The sequence below is a fragment of the Shewanella sp. SM71 genome, assembly GCF_025653905.1.
In the GTDB taxonomy this organism is placed as follows: domain Bacteria; phylum Pseudomonadota; class Gammaproteobacteria; order Enterobacterales; family Shewanellaceae; genus Shewanella; species Shewanella oncorhynchi.
In genome coordinates this window covers 398,365-416,742 of record NZ_JAKKRW010000001.1, presented here as the reverse complement: position 1 = coordinate 416,742, position 18,378 = coordinate 398,365, and the positions used below count along the sequence as shown (strand labels likewise).

At 42.4% G+C, this 18,378-nt stretch carries 14 protein-coding genes and 1 pseudogene; 8 read left to right on the top strand and 7 right to left on the bottom strand.

The window, feature by feature from the left end; genetic code table 11:
- The first annotated feature begins 140 nt into the window (after nucleotides 1–140).
- Together L5L97_RS01825 and L5L97_RS01820 are read left to right on the top strand one after the other, a co-directional pair.
- Nucleotides 141–596 carry a hypothetical protein gene (locus L5L97_RS01825; RefSeq protein ID WP_028760642.1) on the top strand — a complete coding sequence of 152 codons (456 nt, stop codon included), beginning with the start codon at nucleotides 141–143 and terminating at the stop codon, nucleotides 594–596.
- 276 nt (nucleotides 597–872) lie between these two features.
- Complete coding sequence (locus L5L97_RS01820; RefSeq protein WP_105249747.1) at nucleotides 873–1,427, top strand: BON domain-containing protein; 555 nt, start codon at nucleotides 873–875, stop codon at nucleotides 1,425–1,427.
- A 267-nt stretch (nucleotides 1,428–1,694) separates the two neighbouring features.
- On the opposite strand, the pseudogene L5L97_RS01815 reads toward L5L97_RS01820, so the two are convergent.
- The 6 genes and pseudogenes from L5L97_RS01815 to L5L97_RS01790 form a co-directional block, all read right to left on the bottom strand.
- Nucleotides 1,695–2,098: pseudogene (locus tag L5L97_RS01815) on the bottom strand (DUF3224 domain-containing protein).
- Nucleotides 2,099–2,227: 129 nt separating this feature from the next.
- Complete coding sequence (locus tag L5L97_RS01810) at nucleotides 2,228–3,004, bottom strand: hypothetical protein (RefSeq protein ID WP_263180955.1); 777 nt, start codon at nucleotides 3,002–3,004, stop codon at nucleotides 2,228–2,230.
- Between the two features lie 173 nt (nucleotides 3,005–3,177).
- Nucleotides 3,178–3,768: a histidine phosphatase family protein gene (locus L5L97_RS01805; RefSeq protein WP_263180954.1), complete on the bottom strand. Its 591-nt coding sequence runs from the start codon at nucleotides 3,766–3,768 to the stop codon at nucleotides 3,178–3,180.
- 49 nt (nucleotides 3,769–3,817) lie between these two features.
- On the bottom strand, nucleotides 3,818–4,429 hold the full coding sequence (locus L5L97_RS01800; RefSeq protein WP_263180952.1) for a hypothetical protein: 612 nt from the start codon (nucleotides 4,427–4,429) through the stop codon (nucleotides 3,818–3,820).
- Nucleotides 4,430–4,516: 87 nt separating this feature from the next.
- A complete protein-coding gene (locus L5L97_RS01795) occupies nucleotides 4,517–5,560 on the bottom strand; it encodes a porin (protein WP_263180950.1) in 1,044 nt (347 codons plus the stop codon).
- Nucleotides 5,561–5,651: 91 nt separating this feature from the next.
- A complete protein-coding gene (locus tag L5L97_RS01790) occupies nucleotides 5,652–6,995 on the bottom strand; it encodes an MFS transporter (protein ID WP_263180949.1) in 1,344 nt (447 codons plus the stop codon).
- Between the two features lie 319 nt (nucleotides 6,996–7,314).
- Between L5L97_RS01790 and L5L97_RS01785 the strand changes: the two genes are divergently transcribed.
- From L5L97_RS01785 to L5L97_RS01775, 3 genes are read left to right on the top strand one after another with little or no spacing between them, the layout of a single operon-like run.
- Nucleotides 7,315–8,643, top strand: a complete 1,329-nt coding sequence (locus tag L5L97_RS01785; protein WP_263180947.1) for an ABC transporter substrate-binding protein — start codon at nucleotides 7,315–7,317, stop codon at nucleotides 8,641–8,643.
- Nucleotides 8,640–11,012 (top strand): ATP-binding protein, encoded by a 2,373-nt coding sequence (locus tag L5L97_RS01780; RefSeq protein WP_263180945.1) that lies wholly within the window; start codon nucleotides 8,640–8,642, stop codon nucleotides 11,010–11,012. Before L5L97_RS01785 ends, L5L97_RS01780 begins: the two co-directional genes overlap by 4 nt.
- Nucleotides 11,002–12,279 (top strand): sigma-54-dependent transcriptional regulator, encoded by a 1,278-nt coding sequence (locus L5L97_RS01775; protein WP_263180944.1) that lies wholly within the window; start codon nucleotides 11,002–11,004, stop codon nucleotides 12,277–12,279. The genes L5L97_RS01780 and L5L97_RS01775 overlap by 11 nt, the downstream gene beginning before the upstream one ends.
- A gap of 83 nt (nucleotides 12,280–12,362) precedes the next feature.
- Here the strand turns inward: L5L97_RS01775 and L5L97_RS01770 are convergent, their stop codons facing one another.
- Entirely contained in the window at nucleotides 12,363–13,502 is a 1,140-nt protein-coding gene (locus L5L97_RS01770) for a polysaccharide deacetylase family protein (protein ID WP_263180942.1), read from the bottom strand.
- A gap of 324 nt (nucleotides 13,503–13,826) precedes the next feature.
- On the opposite strand from L5L97_RS01770, the gene L5L97_RS01765 reads away from it, so the two are divergent.
- From L5L97_RS01765 to L5L97_RS01755, 3 genes are all read left to right on the top strand, one after another.
- Nucleotides 13,827–14,027 (top strand): hypothetical protein, encoded by a 201-nt coding sequence (locus tag L5L97_RS01765; protein WP_263180941.1) that lies wholly within the window; start codon nucleotides 13,827–13,829, stop codon nucleotides 14,025–14,027.
- Nucleotides 14,028–14,109: 82 nt separating this feature from the next.
- Nucleotides 14,110–16,746: a TonB-dependent receptor gene (locus tag L5L97_RS01760; RefSeq protein ID WP_263180940.1), complete on the top strand. Its 2,637-nt coding sequence runs from the start codon at nucleotides 14,110–14,112 to the stop codon at nucleotides 16,744–16,746.
- 66 nt (nucleotides 16,747–16,812) lie between these two features.
- The gene (locus L5L97_RS01755; RefSeq protein ID WP_263180939.1) at nucleotides 16,813–18,369 is read left to right on the top strand and encodes a tryptophan halogenase family protein; all 1,557 of its coding nucleotides are present in this window, start codon (nucleotides 16,813–16,815) and stop codon (nucleotides 18,367–18,369) included.
- Nucleotides 18,370–18,378 lie beyond the last annotated feature (9 nt).

Genomic DNA, 18,378 nt, shown 5'->3' with positions numbered 1-18,378 from the left:
AGAATATCAGTCTAAAAATCAGCCTGTTAAAATATCATTAAAAACGAGAACAGAATATGCATGGTAGCTGAACGAAACGAAATCAGTTTACCCAAGCAGTTAAACAATCTATGTCGAACACTGGCATTAGGAGGCCCATAATGAAGTCTAATGTTGTGCAACATCAGACTGATATCCGCGCCGATATCATGTTGATCGATGAAATCATCAAGCTGAATCAGGAAGGACTCACATTTTACAACCAAGCGAGGAGGTATGTCGAAGACTATAATCTTAAGCGTGTTTTTTCCGCCAAAGCTAACATCCATCAACGAATGTTAACTCGGTTTGAACAGCTGAGACGTTTGGCTGACGAGCCAATTAATGGCCTAAGTCACACCGTGCCCGTCACTTATACTCAAGCAACAGAATTGCTGCAACAGTGCCAAATTTCGCAGGCTATGACCGCCCTTGTCGATATAGAGCAGCAAGTGCTAATCCAAATAAAACAAGCAGTAAGGCAAGCGCATCAGCCACAACTTGCAAACCAACTTGCAGAGGGTGCCGCTTGGCTGCAAATGAGTTACGACGGTACGGGATCGCTCAATCACCATTAATTCCCTGTCGCTAAGTGAGCCATATTTAACCGACTCCCCTCCACTTTTACTACAGACATAATACCGCACTGATGAGTGCGGTTTTTTATGCTCGAATGATGGCTCAGCATGCCAGAAAAAATTACACTTTGTCGGTAAAAAAGACCGACCTAAAGGAAAATGCTAAGGTATAAAAACGCCAGATAAAAAAATTAAAACATTAAAAATCATTAACTTAAAAACATTGGCACGATTGGCGCATTATCTAGCTTCGAGAAAACAACGGAGGATATGATTATGAAAACTACAACAGCATCAGTACTAGTGGCTTTACTTGTCGGTTCAATCAGTTTAAATGTGGCCGCCGCCCAAGATTGGAAAGGCGGAACCAAGGATGCGTGGATCGATGGTAAAGCAGAAACCACTTTACTGCTCAACACGAATCTCAATTCCTTCGACATCATTACAGATGTCAAAGATGGTAAAGTGACATTAACAGGTAAAGTGGAAAGCAGTGTGGATAAAGCCCTCGCCACAGAGCTCATCAAAAGCTTAGATGGAGTGAAAGATGTCGATAACCAACTCACTGTGATGAATGAAAAAGAAGGCACCAGTGAAGTTGTTGCCACCTTAACTGACTCTAAAGTTGCCACAGTCATCAAAACGCGTTTACTGTTTTCAACTGACGTATCCGGCACCCAAATTAATGTGGATGTTGCCAATGGCATAGTCACATTGAAAGGTGAAGTTGCCAGCGATGCAGAACGTCAACTAGCACTGAAAATTGCCGAAAATACCGACGATGTGAAAAAGGTCGTTGATAAAATTAAAGTTGTTAAAAAAGTGTCTTAACTCTCGCGACAACGGCATTTTTTAAATTAAACGTATTTTAAGTAACAGCACACAGATCTAGACTCAAGGTTCGATAGTGCTTTATGAAAAAAGAATCAAAAAAACCAGCCTCAGCTGGTTTTTTTATGCCCATTTTCAGACCCAATCGAAAAGACTTACTCGCTTAAATTAAGAAGGGTGAATTCAGATGACTCGAATGATCATAAAGGAGAAGAGTTACAGAACACTGAGCTAAAACGCAGGCGTTACTCAAGCTTCAAAGTCAAACTAAGCTTCAAAGCCAAACTGGAATGCATAAAAATGTTGGCCATTCTCAATATTGATGGTCATAGTGCCAGTTAACCCCTGCAACTCCCCCGCCCCAGAATGGGGTATCACTTCTAAGATCAGACGATTTTGTCCATCGGTCATAATGCCAAAATGTTGTAATACAAAACTGCCCTGCTTACCGCACAAGTTGCCAACCACTTGTTCAATGGCCACATAGCCAGCTGAGCCCTTGACTGACGTCATAGCACTGAGCATTTCCTCCTTGCTGCGCCCCTCAAGCTCACCATAAAAGGTTTTATCTAAGCCCATACGCCTAACGTCACACCACCAATGCCAGTAGCATAGGGGCTATCTGGAGTGAGCTTAACATCAAATTTCCCAGTGATTTTGCTAACTTGCATGACACTCTCCTTGTCGAAATCTTATGCTGACCTATTACCTGCTAACGCTTGCTATTGAAGCAAACATCACCCACAGACCGAAAAACAACTTAGCATAAGCCTGCGCAGATCCATAATGGCATTTACACGCTACTTATGTATGCTGGTCTCACTCACTATCATCTCTATGGTTTTGACTATTTCAGGGCTTTCAGACATGGGTTGGTCAGACGCTCTATCGCGATAAGTCACAGCAATTTTGAATGGGGCTTCGAAAGGATAAACAGGTTCAATACTATCCACTTCGATTCGATCGCCAAGCATGACACTGCCTAAGTGTTTCAAGCTATTGAGCTTAAAATCCAGATTAAACAATCCAAGATACCAAAATACGCCTGAACCTTGAGTCGTCACAATAAAAGGCGCCACAAAGGGCATAGTTTGCATTTTAGGATCATCTTGAATCGGTGCGTCACTTTGGGTGTCCGGCTCTAGAGCGGGATCGAAATTTAACGGTGTAATGCGCAAGTAATCGAGTAATGCTCGACCTTTTACCTCACCATCTTGGTAGTCACCCATAGCAAACTCTGTTTGCTTGATCTTAATAAAATGTGTCAGTGCAACGGACTTGCCGCCCTCAGGCAGCGTTATTTCAACAGGATTGGCGGTATTTAAGCTAAAGAGTTTGAGCATCACTTCCGATGCATTCGCCACAGGCTTTACCTCAAAAGGTGTCACAGTTTCGATCTCATTCGCCTGAGCCTGAGTTTTTTCATGCGCCATGGCTTCATCGTATTGCATCACCTGTCCATCTTCCATCACCATATAAATATCATCATTGGTCATGTTGAAACGGTAAATACCCGCAGCAAGTAAGGCTAATACCACTAAGGTTGCCGCTATGGTTAATTTTACAAACGTACTCATCTTCTCTCCCCAATCGCGCTCGTTATGCGCTACTTTTCTAACACCGATAAACTTCAAATCAATGTTGGAGCAGTATTACAGATACTGAGTTAAAGCGAAGTGGGTAAAGTGTAAAAAATGCCGCTATTTTGAATTTTGTCAGGCTAAGTTCAGATTGTCCTTAGCAAAGATAACTAAAGGCATTGAATTTTTATCACCTTACCGTCTTCAAGCTTAAAAAATGCATCTTGCGGCATGTCTTGTGCCCATAAAGCTTGATAATCCAGATCCGCATAAATACCGCGAAACACGGCCCCAGATAAAGCATGAGAAACGACAATGACACGTTCAGGTACGCTCGGATCGTTCAGCCAATCCTTAAGACGCTCAGTTATACTGGCAAATGACTCAGCATTTGGAGCATAGGTATACCAGTCGACGATATGACTTAACTCAGGCTGGTTTTGCTTAATGTCAGGGACGCGCTGCTGTTCCCAATCACCAAGACCAAATTCAATTAAACGCGCATCCTTTTGTAACTGCGCAATAGGAAAACCAATTTGTTGACAAATAATTTCGGCAGTCTGTACTGCTCGCCCTAAAGGACTAACATAAAATGCCCATTCATCCACACTGTAGATACGCTGCATCAGTACTTCCCCAACCGCTTGTGCCTGTAACTTTCCCAACGCCGTTAGAGGAGAATTACAACGTCCCTGTAAACGTAACTCTGCGTTAAATTGTGTCTGCCCATGACGTAATAGATAAATCGTTTTTTTAATCAATTTGAGAACCTAGAAACATATTGCTGAAATACAGACTTGGTGTTGTATGCTAAGCTACGCTTTGGCATTGATAATGGGAAATGTCATTATTCAGTATCAAATGACGTCCTTTAGCATCAGAATGTAAAATACTCAAACTTACTGGACGAATGGTATTCCAAAGTGTTTCAGAATTTTGTTCCGTCAGGAAACAATTAGTTAATAATTTAACCATCAAAGATTCTAATACAATAAGCACATTACCACTGTATATCATGCCAATATTTTCAATGATTTCAAAAAGACGTTTCTCTACTATTTTTAATTGAGTATAAATAGATGAGCAAAACCCACGGGATTGCAACATCATAGTATGAATACACAGGGTTAAATCAAAACATTCTCCATTAACGTCAAAATCGGCTTTAAAATCCTCCAATGCTAACTTTTTAATCACAGATATGGATTTTTTCCGTCCTCGATTTAATATTCCAGCCGTTTCTATCGATAATGGTGACGTGCAAGAGTATACCATTTCAAACCGAGTATCCCTCAATGAGTTTGCTAGCATATTTGCATGCAATTCTCCGAGATTAGACAGTGAATGATGAGAAGGTGCAGACAGGTCGTACACGTCTAAAGATTTTGCATCCCCTTGACTAATTAGATATATAGTAGCCAATTAAATCACCTCAAATTTTATATTAAGTTCGACAATCTTAGCCGAGAGCAAGCTAAAGCAACCTACACTCGGCTACATTTTAGGCGGTTAAAAAACGTGGCGGACACCTAATGTAACAACTTTATCGTCGCCAACATCTTGCTTTATGCCAGACAATCTATATTCGCCTTCATATAAGGAAAAATGAGTATAAACTCGAGTCGATTTAGTCACTTTTTTGTCGATACCAATAGTAAACTGGCTGATATCAACATCAGTCACCTCATCATTTTGGCCAACAAGTTTAGAAAAATAGCCACCTAATCCAGAACGATCTTTACCAAACTCAGCTTTTAGTGTTGTACCCAATAAATCATAGGTCGCATTGATAAAATAGGAGTGCCCTTTCATATTGGAAAACGTCAAACTTTCAGTATGTTGAAATATTCCACCAAGTTTAACGTCTCCTAACTTAATTTGTGTAACAGCACGATAAGCATCGATATTAGCAATACCTTTATTAAGTGCTGCAGCTAAATAATAATGACTATTCTTGAGTTCCTTATCACCACTAGTCATACTCAATGCGTACAAATTATCATCGACACCATAATTATCTTGCATTAAGTAAGTGGCATTAAAATCAACTAGACCGAATAACTTTGGAGAGAAATACCACAGACCATCAGCACTTCGGGTCTGCCCAGCGACTAATTGATTGATATCGGCATTCGTTGTACCAAAAATATCGACTTTACCTTCTGACATTTTAAAAACTGTATCATTTCGACCAATAAGCAAAGAGCCATAAACGGTTTCAATACCTAAATAGCTATTTCTTGCAGAGAATACTTTGCTAGAATCATTGGCACGGTTAGACGTATTATTTACGCCAAACTCCATCTTGTAGATAATATTAATGTCGTCATTTATGCTTGATTTACCTTTGAGACCAATATTGGATGAGTTATTTTCAAGATAAGTGCCACTCTCACCCACGTTCACTCCACTAGTACCACTGTAAACAGTTGAACCTAACTCTGAATGGGTAACTGATAAATCAAGTCGCCCATAGATACTAGGCGATTCATCTGCTGTAACAGATGCTGAGCAAATGGCAAATGCTAAAGCGGTTAAAATTGCTTTTTTCATCGTGTTTCTCTTACTTATTTTGATATTAATGATTTAAGAAGAAACTCTTTACAAAGGTCATGACAATTAACGCCATGACCTACTCGGTTTATCAATCGACCATAGTGACTTTCTTAGAACGCCATACAGAAGCTGCGAGTACAATGGATAGTATTGAAGTGCCTAACCAGAAGTATTGCGCACTACCAAAGTCATAATGCTTAACACCTGCTACTTCGGTCACTACGATTAATTTTGAAGAAACAATTTCTTGCAGGGATGCCGCGAGGTAAGAGAACAAACCAATGAAACCCTTCACTGCGCCTACCGCATTTTTAGGCATTAAGTCACAGGCCGTTAAACCGGCAAGGAATACGACTAAACCACCGATTGAAAAACCGATCAGGCCCAGACCAAAGGCATCCATAGTGCGACTCTCTGAACCCCAGAACAGTAAGCACATACCAACTATATTTGCTAAACCGTATAGGAAGGTCGGAATATGACGATTGGCATTGAATACTTTGTCAGAAATAATCCCAGATAAAATAGCCCCAATGAATCCTGCAATCGGATATGAAGACATAGCAACACCTGCATCAATCAAGGAATAGTTTTTTTCCGATTGCAGGTACAACACAGCCCAAGAACTCATGGCATAACGCGATGAATACATAGCTGCACACGCTAAGGCAATAATCCAAACTACGGGTTGTCTTAATACAAACAGTTGAGCTTTACGAATAGCGACAGGATCATGCCCTTTAACTGACTCAGGCTCTTCACCATAAGCTGTTGCAGGATCTGGTAAACCATAGGTACGAGGGCGATCTTTTAGCAGCATAAACATACAAGCTGCAGCGGCAAATGCAGCAATACCAGCCCCAATAAAGCCTATCTGCCAGCCAAAAAAGCTTACTAATGAAGCAGTTAAAATCCAGCTAATTGCTTCACCGATATTGCGTGAGCCGCCCCATATAGAGTAAACACTGCCCCTTTGTTTAGGTGAGTACCAATGGAAGATTGAAACACATGAAGGAGCAGAACCCACGGATTGGAACCAGCCATTCATCCCCCAAAGCACTACAAAGAATACCCCTGCAACCCCCATTCCCATTGCCATGCAAGCAATAGAGGAAAGCATCAAGGAAACAGACATAAAACGGCCAATGTTGGCATAATCCGCTAAAAATCCATTTGAGAACTTACCAAATGCATAAGTAAAGAAGAATGCTGAGCCCATCAAGCCTAATTCTTCAATGGTTACAACACCTGCGTCGAGCATAGGTTTTTTAACCACACTCAACGCCATACGTACTACATAAAACATGGCATAGCCGAACACTAAGCCGATAAAAACCTGCCATTGATATTTTTTATAAATTGAACGAATTTTTTCGGGCGTCTCGTTCATAATAGGTAGATCAGCACCGGTTTGAAAAAATTTCTTTATCATAGCTTGCTCCAAAAGTTGGAAGTCTAGTTAGCCAAAAAGTAACGATGCACATATTAAAAATTCGTGTAACATCATTTTCACAGACACCTTAATATCCGATATGAATTGCAACAAATTGGCGAAAACGAGTTAGTTTTGACACAAACTCGTCCTAGAAGCGCTAATTCCTATGTGTTAATACAAGGCGCGAACGATAAAGATGGCTTAAGCTATTTTCAGCCCTAAAAAATCGAGTCAAATTTGACTCAACTAGAATTAAACAAGAATTTAAAATTTTAAAAAATATGCGAGTTGAATCACTTAATAAGGTATTGATGCCATGAGTTACATAAAACTGGACGAAATAAATCATGTTCTGCAAATAAAAATTAAAATTTTTACTCCATTTTTATTACTACTGTGGACAAGCATAGGATTAAGCTCACTCTTTAATTCCGCCTCTGCAGCAGAACCTCTAGTGGTATTAACCACCTTTTCTGAAGAACCTATGGGCGCCTTATTTGAAGAATTCAAACAGTTAAATCCAGATGTCCCCATTCAAGTGGTATATCGCAGGACTGGACCCGCATTAAAGTGGGTAAAACAATCGTCAATACATCCGGTAGATATGATTATTTCTTCTACTCCAACCTTCTTTCGCGATTTGGATAATGCAGGGCTTATTGTCGCCCCATCAGAACGCTATGAAATGCCGCCTTGGTTAAAAATACATGACCTTACTAAAAGTAATAAAACCATAGCATTAGGCTATTCTGGGATAACGATTATGTATAATCAGCGCTACCTAGAAAAAAACAACTTATCCATACCCCATACTTGGAAAGATCTCGCTGCAGCACAATTTTCCGGGCATATCATGATGAGTACGCCCAACAATTCTGGCACCACTCATATGATGGTCGAAGGAGTACTACAACAAAAAGGCTGGATTCAAGGGTGGGCGTTACTAAGGGAAATAGGTGGAAATTTGGCCTCAGTTTCAGCAAGAAGTTTTGGAGTGAGTGAGTCTATCTCTAGGGGGCTTGTTGGCGCCGGCGTCGTAATAGATAGCTATGCAATTGATTCTAAAGATAAATTTTATTTTACCAATTTTAATTATCTACCCAATACCGTTATACTTCCGACTTATATTTCCGTTACTTCCCGTGGCAGAAGTAAAGCGAATGTCGAAAAGCTTATCCAATATTTTCTCTCTACTAATGGCCAAAAGCTTATAAGCTCTAGTGCCGTTGCCAAACGTTCACTGACGGATGCTAGGCTTGCTAAAAGTACACAACCCGTCATTAATGAAGAAGTACTGTTTAACAGAGCCGATATTATCAATTCATTATTCGATCAGGTGATTACCTACCAATTACCTAAACTACAACTGGCATGGAAACTTATCCACCAAGCTGAAGCATCGACCACCATTTCATCTGATGAACAACAACTCATTAGTCAAGCACGACTATTAGCGAGTTCAGTTCCGATTGATGAAGCCGAGTCTTTATCTTTAGCACTACAGAATCAATTTATACAGATTTCAACAGAGCATAAGCACACCACAGAAATAGAACAAATTTTGTACCAGTGGCGCAAGAAAAGTGAGCATCAATTAGATCAGGCTATTAGTTTAATGAACAGCTTAGTGTCCAAAAAATCATGAAAAAATATCATTTTAAAATACCAACAACATTAGGAAGCAAATTAATGCTCGCCTTTGCGAGCATGACATTTCTCAATCTATCTATAGGAGTGACTACGGCTTTTATTTGGGAAGAACTCAGTAATAAGATAAATAATATCGTAGAGCATAGTCTACCACCACTTAATGGCGCATATATACTAGAAAGATCAAGTGGGAATATACAGACCATTATTTCTAATAGCTATAAAATTAAAGATGAATTCGATTATAAAAAATTTGAGGTTGATATAAAAAATGAAATTATAACTATTGAAAAAGCCTATATGAACAGTAACCATGATAATGAGCTACTCCCTGAACAACGGATTGCACTCGATCATTTCTCAAGTTTAATTGAAAAACAAGATACGCTATTAAAACAAAAAATAACTTACAGCCAAGAACTTAATAACTTGCAAAAACGCATCACTTGGTTACATCAAGACCTTAATGATGAAATGACGCCCTTAATGCAAGAGGTCGAATGGCACGTGACTCGCTTACTGTCACATCCGGTAGGAAATACCTCGCCCAATGCATTAATGAGTGAATTTTTTATTTTGCAAGAATTATCCGCTAAAGAAACAGAACTATTTACCTTAGTGAATGAAATTATTGATCAAAGATACACGCGAGAATTAACGAGCGCCTTCTATTACTTAGATCAAAAAATAGTCGAAATTGAAGAGTTAGTAGAAAAACTGAAGAGCTTTCCTTCCACGATCAGCCATAGGCAAATAATGAAGAATCTAATCAACCTTATCAGCTCTAATGGTGAATTGATTCGACTATTAAAACTGGATACTGAAGCTCAACTGGCTTTATCACAATTAGCAACCCCATTAACTCAAGTGTTAACCCAATTTCACCGCAAAAACATTGCTACCTTGGAACAATCCAGCCAAGCATTCAACTCATTAAACATCAACACCAAATCTATGATAGTAAATGGAAAGTTGATTATTTTCCTTATATCCGTAATTTCTATTTTAATCAGTATTTTAGTATTGGCAATCCTCATTCGACAACGAGTATTAAAACGCCTTAATACCCTAGAAATTGATTTAAAAAATGTCGCTAACGGCCATTTAGACTGGCCGATAGCGACGCAAGGTAAAGATGAAATTGGCCACATGGGTGACTGCTTGCGACAATTCTGTGTCGATATGCAGGCAATGGTAAAAAGTAATGCTTTGACACTTATCAATAATGCCCAAGCAAGCTTGATTACATGTTATCCCAACGGGGAAATTGAATCGGCAAACCCTCAGGCATTACAATTACTGAGTTTAACCACGCTCGCCCCACAACTAACCCTTTGGCAAGCATTCCCCTCCACTAGCCAGCAAGTGTTATCGCAACAATTCGCGATTGATAGTGAGCTGCAACGAACGGGACGAAGTGAATGCATCCTCAATTTACTCAAGAATAACACCCCCCAATACTTGCATTTTCACCTGCAGGCATTCGAACACGCACGACAAGCAAAATACATGGTTACTATTACTGACATCACCAAACAAGAGCTCAATGCCCGCGAACTAGAGTCCTTAGTCGCTGACAGAACTTTAAATCTAACCTTTAAAAATCAAGAGCTAACAGCAGAAATAGAACAACGTGGCATTGCAGAAAGGCATTTACGTCAAGCGCAAGCAGATCTCATCCAAGCTGCCAAAATGGCTGCGGTAGGTCAGACAATGACAAGCCTAGCTCACGAGTTAAATCAACCACTTTCAGCAGTCAGTACCTATCTGTACAGTTGCCGTTTAGCACTAGCATCACATCAGTTCGATTTACTCACTGACATGCTAGGTAAAACCGAAATGATGAATTTACGGATGGCTAAAATTATCTCTGCTATTAGAAATTTCGCCCGAAAATCCCCCAGTAATATCGAAGCTGTTAGCCTAGATATCCGTCAACTCGTTAGTAACGCATTGGTACTAGTGGAAACCCGAGCTAGAAATGAAAACATCATTATTCATAATGAGTTAGATAAAGATCACATGATAATGGCTGACGCGGTTCAGGTAGAACAAGTACTGCTGAATATCCTAATTAACGCTATGGACGCCACCGCAAGTCAATTAGATAAACAGATCTTTGTATCAATATTCAATCAAACGAGCGCCAAATTAACACTGGCAATTTACGATAATGGCCCAGGATTTGACCCGAGTATTTTGCCTCTTATATTCACCCCGTTTAACACAACTAAGGCCGTAGGTCTGGGCCTAGGGTTGAGCATTTGTCGCTCAATACTCGAACGTTTTCAAGCTGAGATTTATGTGGCATCACACCTAAAAGGTGGCGCTATGATTATTTTGGAGTTTCACAATGCAGATTGAAAATTCGACGCAGTTTAATGTGCTACTTGTCGATGATGATGAGGATGTACTCACTGCCTATCGCCACTTATTACACCTATCAGGGTACAATGCTAAGGCAACCAACTCACCAGCTAAAGCCTTAGCGTTACTCAATGAAAACTGGAATGGGATTGTCGTCTCAGATATTTATATGCCCGCGATGAATGGCATGGACTTACTCGATGAAGTCAAAAAAATTGATCCTGAAATTCCTGTCATCATGATCACTGGTCACGGTGATATCCCACTCGCGGTCGAGGCAGTCAAACGCGGTGCTTTCGATTTCCTTGAAAAACCTCTCGACTCAGCTCAATTCTTACAACTGCTCAAACGAGCTCAACAAATCCGTCAAGGGATCATAGAACAGAGAGAGGCTATCTCTAGCACTTTTAAGGAACATCTATTCGGCACCAGTGAGCAGATCAATCTAATACGCCAACAACTGAGTCAAATCGCTAAAATAGATAAAGATGTGATGATTGAAGGACAAATGGGCACAGGTCGTCACTTAGTCGCATCAGTGTTGCATAGCTTAAGTCAATACAAAAACAACAGCTTAATCATCCATGATTGCAAAGAGCATCCCACATTTTCGGAATTAGAAGCCAGTATAGTCAAAGCCCAAAATGGTACCTTAGTGCTGCGTTCGTTAACTCAGCTAGACCATGATCATCAACGCTGGCTATGTACTCGCTTACTGGATCAGGAAAGACTAAATACCAAAAGCCACCGTACGATTTGCATTTTCGATACCAATCCAGATGATGAAGTCAAAACAGGAGCCCTATTACCTGAGTTGTATTACTACTTCTCACAGGCACGGATCCAATTGCCAAAACTCGCTGAACGCAAGAGTGATATTATTCCTTTATTCCGAAATTTCGTAAGCCAAAGCTGTAAGCGTTTCGATATTCCTATTCCCAAAATTGACTTGAATTATATCGATATTCTTAAACGCTACCACTGGCCAGGCAACATCCGTGAGTTACGAAATCTTGCCGAGCTCTATGCCGTTGGCATCATAAAACTTCCCGGTGAAGAAGCCCTCAAACTAGTACAAGCCCCTGACGCACCATTGGATGAGCTCGTTGACGCCTATGAAAAACAAGTCATTGAAAATATTCTTTATCTTTGTTCAGGTAGAGTCACAGATGCCGCAAATTACTTAGGAATACCTCGGAAAAAACTGTACCTAAGAATGAAAAAGCTCAATCTAGAAAAGGATAAATTTAAACCTAAGTCCTAGATAGTATCTGAGCCAGATAAAAGACTACCGCGGTGATATTTAAAATATCACTGCGGCAATGGATTTTGTGTTTATAAGTCGCACTACTTTTCGTTTTTCCACAAGGCTGGGGTTTGGCTTGGTTGCCAATTGCTTTGGGAGAAATGCGCTTGCACTAAGGAATAGATTTTATCTTGATAGGACACAAACTCAGGTAGTTGATAATTATGCTGATCCTGCCAAGCAGGGGCATAGTTATCTAGCGTATCAAAACGATACCCTTGACGTTGAGCTTCTTCAACAAAACGCTTAATTTTAGGCAAGTTGATGGTTGCACCTTGTCCGCGGTGAGCATTCTCAAACAGGAAGTCGTGGGTCAAGATAACCACTTTCCCGTTATGTAAACCATCACTACAATCTAAGTTCTGCGTACGACTGTTAAGCGGATTCATCGTCGTTCCAGCGCAGGTGTTGATCACTTGATTGACTTTTGCCACCAGCTCAACCCCATCGGCCATGGATTCAGCTGGAAAGGCAACCCCCCAATCCTCTGGTCCCCAGTCTAGATCCCAACCGAATATTTTATAGTCACTCTCGGCGAGCATGTTTTGAATTTGCACTGCAACTTGCGAACTGTTGGTCGAGGTTTCTGCGGTACAAGCAAAAGTGGGGTCCCAAGGCGGCACAGTATCGGATGTCGCACACAAGCCGTCGCCTTTGAGTTTACTGGTCACTCGCCAACCATTGGTGTAAGGCAAACGTGCCAACTTAGTCATCTTGTTATTGGGATAACTGGCGGCATTAGGAATAAGTTCAACCACTTTGGCCGTGTTCGTCACAAAATAGGTGAAATCGGTGGCCGCATCTTGATAGGATTTTACAGGCCAGAGTCCAACTTGATTACAATATGCCGCCCCAGATTGCACGCCATCAGTGCAGTTATGCAGCATATGATCGTAACTGTGATTTGCCAGAATATGACCATCATCTAGCAAGCGTTGTAGGGCGACAGCCGCTAACGCCTCGTTTTCATCCCCTTCACCATACATATGAAACGCATTAATAAAGAACGTCGCCTTGATATTGGCATCCTTTAACGCATCTAACAGCCCTAAGGTCGCGTCAATTGGACCATCATCAAAGGTAAGGTAAATGATTTTATCGCTGGCGTAGGCCGCACTTAAGCCAGTACTCAAGCTCGCAACACAAAGCCCAACTGAAACGGCTATCGATTTCAGTTTCATGATTTCATCCTATAAATAATGTTTAAAGATGAATAAGTTAGTTCTCTTTACGCACTGGTTAATTCATAACCTGTAGACAGCGAGTTCACTCATCCGTTTAGCTTATCTATAGTGAGTAATCCCACCAGCATTAGTTATACCATCCTAGCAACAAGCCATACTTTTCTACGCTAAGTCAATAAATCCTGCCTTTGCACCAGTTATACCAATCACATTAAATATCTAATCAGTTCAGAGCCTCACAGGCATTTCAATCCAAGGCGCATTGACGCAGAAATGGTCATTCCCTTTTAAGTCAATGCAACACCGGAGTGGGATGCCTGTGTGGCTCCCAAAGGGCGAGTTTCAACGCGCTTTATACTGCGTTTAAGGCTTTCGACAGAGCACCACTATGCCTTCAAGCCTTCGCCTTGTCTAAAGCGCGTTGAATTCCCGCTGAATGAACAGATATTTAATACGATTGGTATTAACTATCCCCTTACCCAAGGCTTCAAAGACAATAGAAAAATACCAATCCTAGTGTGAAAAGTACCGCATCAACAATTCGATAACAGGTAAGTTAACTGGAGAAAAAAACAACATAAAAGCACTACAGGGATGCAATAACATGTCAGAAGGTCAACTATTTAAGAGCTCTTTGCTCGCATTATGTATCGCTAACGCCTTGTTCGGGATGAGCTCAACCGCAGTCGCGGCGGAGCAACAAGAGGCAACCGCAGAAAATATTGAGGTAATCCAAGTACGCGGCATACGTCGCTCGATTGAAGCCTCAATGAATACCAAACGCTTCGCCGACTCCACGGTCGATGCCATCACCTCGGAAGATATCGGTAAGTTTCCCGATAAAAACATTGGTGATGCGCTGCAGCGCATTTCTGGGGTGACGGTCGATAGGCAATACGGTGAAGTGAGCGGAGTCACCATTCGCGGTACAGCGCCAGAACAGAGTCGTATTTTGCTGAACGGTCAAACCGTTGCGAGTACCTCTTGGTATGATCTTGGTCCTGCCACTCGTACCTTCAATATGGAATTATTGTCAGCCGAGCAAGTCAGTGCGGTTGAAGTCCACAAAACGCCAACCGCTAGCCTTGAAGAAGGTGCGCTAGGCGGCACTGTCAATCTCAAAACCCGTAAGCCCTTAGATCTCGATGCTCACACATATCAAGTGGCAGGTGAGTTGAGCCAAAGCAGCCTGTACGATGAAACAGATCCGAGTGGATCTTTCGTCGGAAGCTGGAAAAATGACGATGAAAAATTTGGTATTTTAGGCGCTTACTCAGTAGAAAAACTCACCAGTGGTCGGCATGTATTAGAATCACTCAGCGGTTACTATGAATACTTTGCCGCGGATCCTGCACAAAACCAAGAATCAACTGTCGGGGCGTGGGGGATTGGCTCACAGGCATTTAGGGCCGAACGTGAACGGACCAGTGCCCAAGTCACACTGCAATTTGTACCGACTGAAAAAACAGAGTTCACCTTAGATTACTTTAATTTTGAACTCGATATCCCCCACGTAAACCATAACTTCTTAACCGTTGGTGCCCGCGGTTCGGGCTCCACCAACGTAGTAAATAACGCCCAAGGCGGCACAGCATCGGCAACGATTCTGCCAGCGTATGCGTCGATTATTTATAACCCTGTGGTACGCCACGCGGTCAATATGAAGTCTGACGTACTCAACTTAACCGGAAAATACGTCGGAGACAGTTTTACGGTAAGTGGCGTCATTGGCCAATCGACCTCAGATGGCGGCACCCAAGGCGGCTCATCTTCTTGGTGGATCCCTGCAACGGATCAAGGTGGAAAAATTGGCGATCCTACCTTCCCTAATGGTCAAGGCAGTGTCGATGGTGGCTTTAGTTATGATGCCACAGGTCCCTATCAAGTGGTGCTGACGAGCTTAGATGCCAACGATGCTAGCCAGTTCAAGCATGCGCAGGAAGCCAACTACGAAACCACAGTGCAAGATCATAAAGTCACCTACGCGCAGTCTGACTTCGAATATCAACTCGATCATGATTTTATTAATAAAATTGCGGTCGGGATTAAGTACAATACCAGTGATTTCGAGCGTAATGCTTTCAACCGTAACCCCGCAGAAATCCTAGGTTTCGTGCCCAATGGCAACCTCGCTAACTGGAGCGATGGCGTGCTGTCTGGGCTACATTCCCAGAGCGGCGGCAATGTACTCGACTCCTATGCCAAGTTAGATGAAGACAAATGGTGGGCCTTTATCAGCGAGAAATACGCCAATGGTGAGTTAGTGGAAGTCGCCGATCTCGGTAACACCTTCACTGTCGAAGAGGATATGTTGGCCTTGTACGCCCAAGCGGATTTCAGCGGCGAATTCTATCGTGGTAACTTTGGTTTGCGTTACGTTAACACAGACCAAACCTCAACCGGTTTTGCCGATGGCAAACCCTACAATGAATCCGTTAATTACGATAATTGGTTACCGAGTATCAACGTCGCCTTTGATCTACAAGAAGATCTAATCCTACGTGCCTCGGCCTCTGCCGTGATGGCACGTAACAACTACAGCGATCTTAAACCTGGGTTAGCGATAGCGAAAAACTTTGGTACTGCGACTGGCGGTAATCCCAATTTAAAACCCTATAAGGCGAATCAAGCTGACCTTGGCATCGAATGGTACTTCACTGAATCTTCTATGCTGTCGGCAGCCTTGTTCTACAAAGATATTGATAACGTAGTGTTTGTAACTGAGTCGACTCAATACATTGAAGGTTGCGGCGCGTCAGAATCCGAGTGGGATAAATGCCGAGTCACAGCCCCAGCCAACGGCGGTAGCGGCTCTGTTACTGGGCTTGAAATCCAGCTACAACATAACTTTGAAAGCGGTTTTGGCTTCTTAACCAACTACACCTATGTGGACAGTAAGAGCACTCGCCCCGATGGTACCGAGCAGATGATTGAAGGCGTATCAGAAAACTCCTTCAACGGCTCACTCTTCTACGAAGATGATCTGTTCAGCGCCCGTATCGCCTATAACTGGCGTTCAGAATACTTAGGCGTAGGTAATATTCAAAACGTGTTAAACGACAGCTATCAACAAGTGGATGCCTCGATTATTTGGCATGCAATGGAGAACTTAGATATCTCACTCGAAGGGGTTAACTTAACCAATGAAGTGGTGCAATCCTATGATGTTAAATACGGATTAACCCAAAACACCATCGAATTTGGTTCACGTTATTTCGTCGGTGCCAGCTACAAATTTTAATCTTGAGTCACAGCATAGCCGACCTTAGGGTCGGCTTTTTGCGTTGATACTACAGAGATATAAACCATGAAAGTGAAGCAAGCAATCAGAAAAATCATTATCTTAGGGGGTGGCACCGCAGGTTGGATGGCAGCGGCTACACTAGCAAATAACCCCGTATTTGCCGCCATTGAACTCTGTTTAGTGGAATCGGACAACATAGGCACCATCGGCGTTGGTGAAGGTTCAACGCCACACTTGAAACGCTTTATGGACAACTTAGGCATTAGCGAAAAAGATTGGATGGAACAATGCCACGCCAGCTATAAAACTGGCATCGATTTCATCAACTGGAATGGGGACGGGCAGCAATACTTTCATCCCTTCTATTTTCAACTGGATGTGAAACCCGCCGAGGTTTTCTTTATCAACGCCAATGCAAGACGCCGCGGTCATGGCAGTGCCGTTAAACCCGATGCGTTTTTCTCCAGCGGTGTACTGGCCAAACATAATCTCAGCCCTAGGCCGAATAAAGCATTGCCCTACGCTAACGAATACGGCTATCACTTCGATGCCACTGAACTTGCCAACTACTTAAAAGAATACGCTTGCCAACGCGGCGTAAAACACCTCATCGGCGATGTCATTGAAGTTTCAACAACCCAAAACCAACATATAGACGCCTTAATGCTGGCGAATGGCGAACGACTTAACGCCGACTTTTTTATCGATGCCAGCGGCTTTAGCGCTAAGTTAATTCATAAAACCCTAGGCGTACCCTTTCAATCCTTCGCCAATGAACTGCTCAACGACAGCGCCGTCACTGTACCTGTTCCTGTACCTGCATTAATGGACTCCGCTCAAACACAGCAAACCCATGATCTACAAAACCATGCATTGCAAACCCAAGCACAGCAAGCCAAGTACCATACCCGCGCCACGGCGCTCAGTGCGGGCTGGCTATGGCAAATCCCACTCACCCACAGGCTTGGTAATGGCTATGTTTATAGCAGTAGCCACCTCAGTGCCAATGCCGCGGCCAAAGAATTATTGCACAGTGTTAATCTGCCTGAATCAACCCAAGTACGGTTTCTCAAGATGCGGGTCGGTGTCAGTGACAAGGCTTGGCACAACAATGTGCTGGCGATAGGACTTGCGCAAAGTTTTATCGAACCGCTCGAAGCCACGTCGATCATGATGACCCAATTCACCCTTGAAAAATTTATGTCGTTATTCGAGCGCTATCAATTGAATAAGCAGGCAGAGACCTTAAGTCGACAAACACTCAATCAGGCGGTCATGCAGTTAGTACTCGGCATAAAGGATTATATTCAGGCCCATTATGTCACCAGCCAGCGCAGCGAACCCTATTGGTTGGCGGCGAGAAAAGTCACCATTTCCCAAAGGCTGACACAACTATTGCAAGCTTGGTATCAAGGGGAAGACTTTGATTTACTGCTTTACCAATACGATCAGCAACTCGCCTACTTTCGCCCTTCTTGGTATGCGCTGTTAGCGGGGATGGATTATCGCGATCCTAAGCTTAAGCGCCCATTTGAGCCGATTTCAGCGGAGATCACGGCGCAAGCGATACGCTACAGCCAAACCTTAGTGGAGCAGTATTTTCAGCCTAAGCATCCGTGATAAGAATGG

Coding starts and splice junctions, on each gene's coding strand:
- L5L97_RS01825 (WP_028760642.1), top strand. CDS start 141: ATGAAGTCTAATGTTGTGCAACATCAGACTGATATCCGCGCCGATATC.
- L5L97_RS01820 (WP_105249747.1), top strand. CDS start 873: ATGAAAACTACAACAGCATCAGTACTAGTGGCTTTACTTGTCGGTTCA.
- L5L97_RS01810 (WP_263180955.1), bottom strand. CDS start 3,004: ATGAGTACGTTTGTAAAATTAACCATAGCGGCAACCTTAGTGGTATTA.
- L5L97_RS01795 (WP_263180950.1), bottom strand. CDS start 5,560: ATGAAAAAAGCAATTTTAACCGCTTTAGCATTTGCCATTTGCTCAGCA.
- L5L97_RS01790 (WP_263180949.1), bottom strand. CDS start 6,995: ATGATAAAGAAATTTTTTCAAACCGGTGCTGATCTACCTATTATGAAC.
- L5L97_RS01785 (WP_263180947.1), top strand. CDS start 7,315: ATGAGTTACATAAAACTGGACGAAATAAATCATGTTCTGCAAATAAAA.
- L5L97_RS01780 (WP_263180945.1), top strand. CDS start 8,640: ATGAAAAAATATCATTTTAAAATACCAACAACATTAGGAAGCAAATTA.
- L5L97_RS01775 (WP_263180944.1), top strand. CDS start 11,002: ATGCAGATTGAAAATTCGACGCAGTTTAATGTGCTACTTGTCGATGAT.
- L5L97_RS01770 (WP_263180942.1), bottom strand. CDS start 13,502: ATGAAACTGAAATCGATAGCCGTTTCAGTTGGGCTTTGTGTTGCGAGC.
- L5L97_RS01760 (WP_263180940.1), top strand. CDS start 14,110: ATGTCAGAAGGTCAACTATTTAAGAGCTCTTTGCTCGCATTATGTATC.
- L5L97_RS01755 (WP_263180939.1), top strand. CDS start 16,813: ATGAAAGTGAAGCAAGCAATCAGAAAAATCATTATCTTAGGGGGTGGC.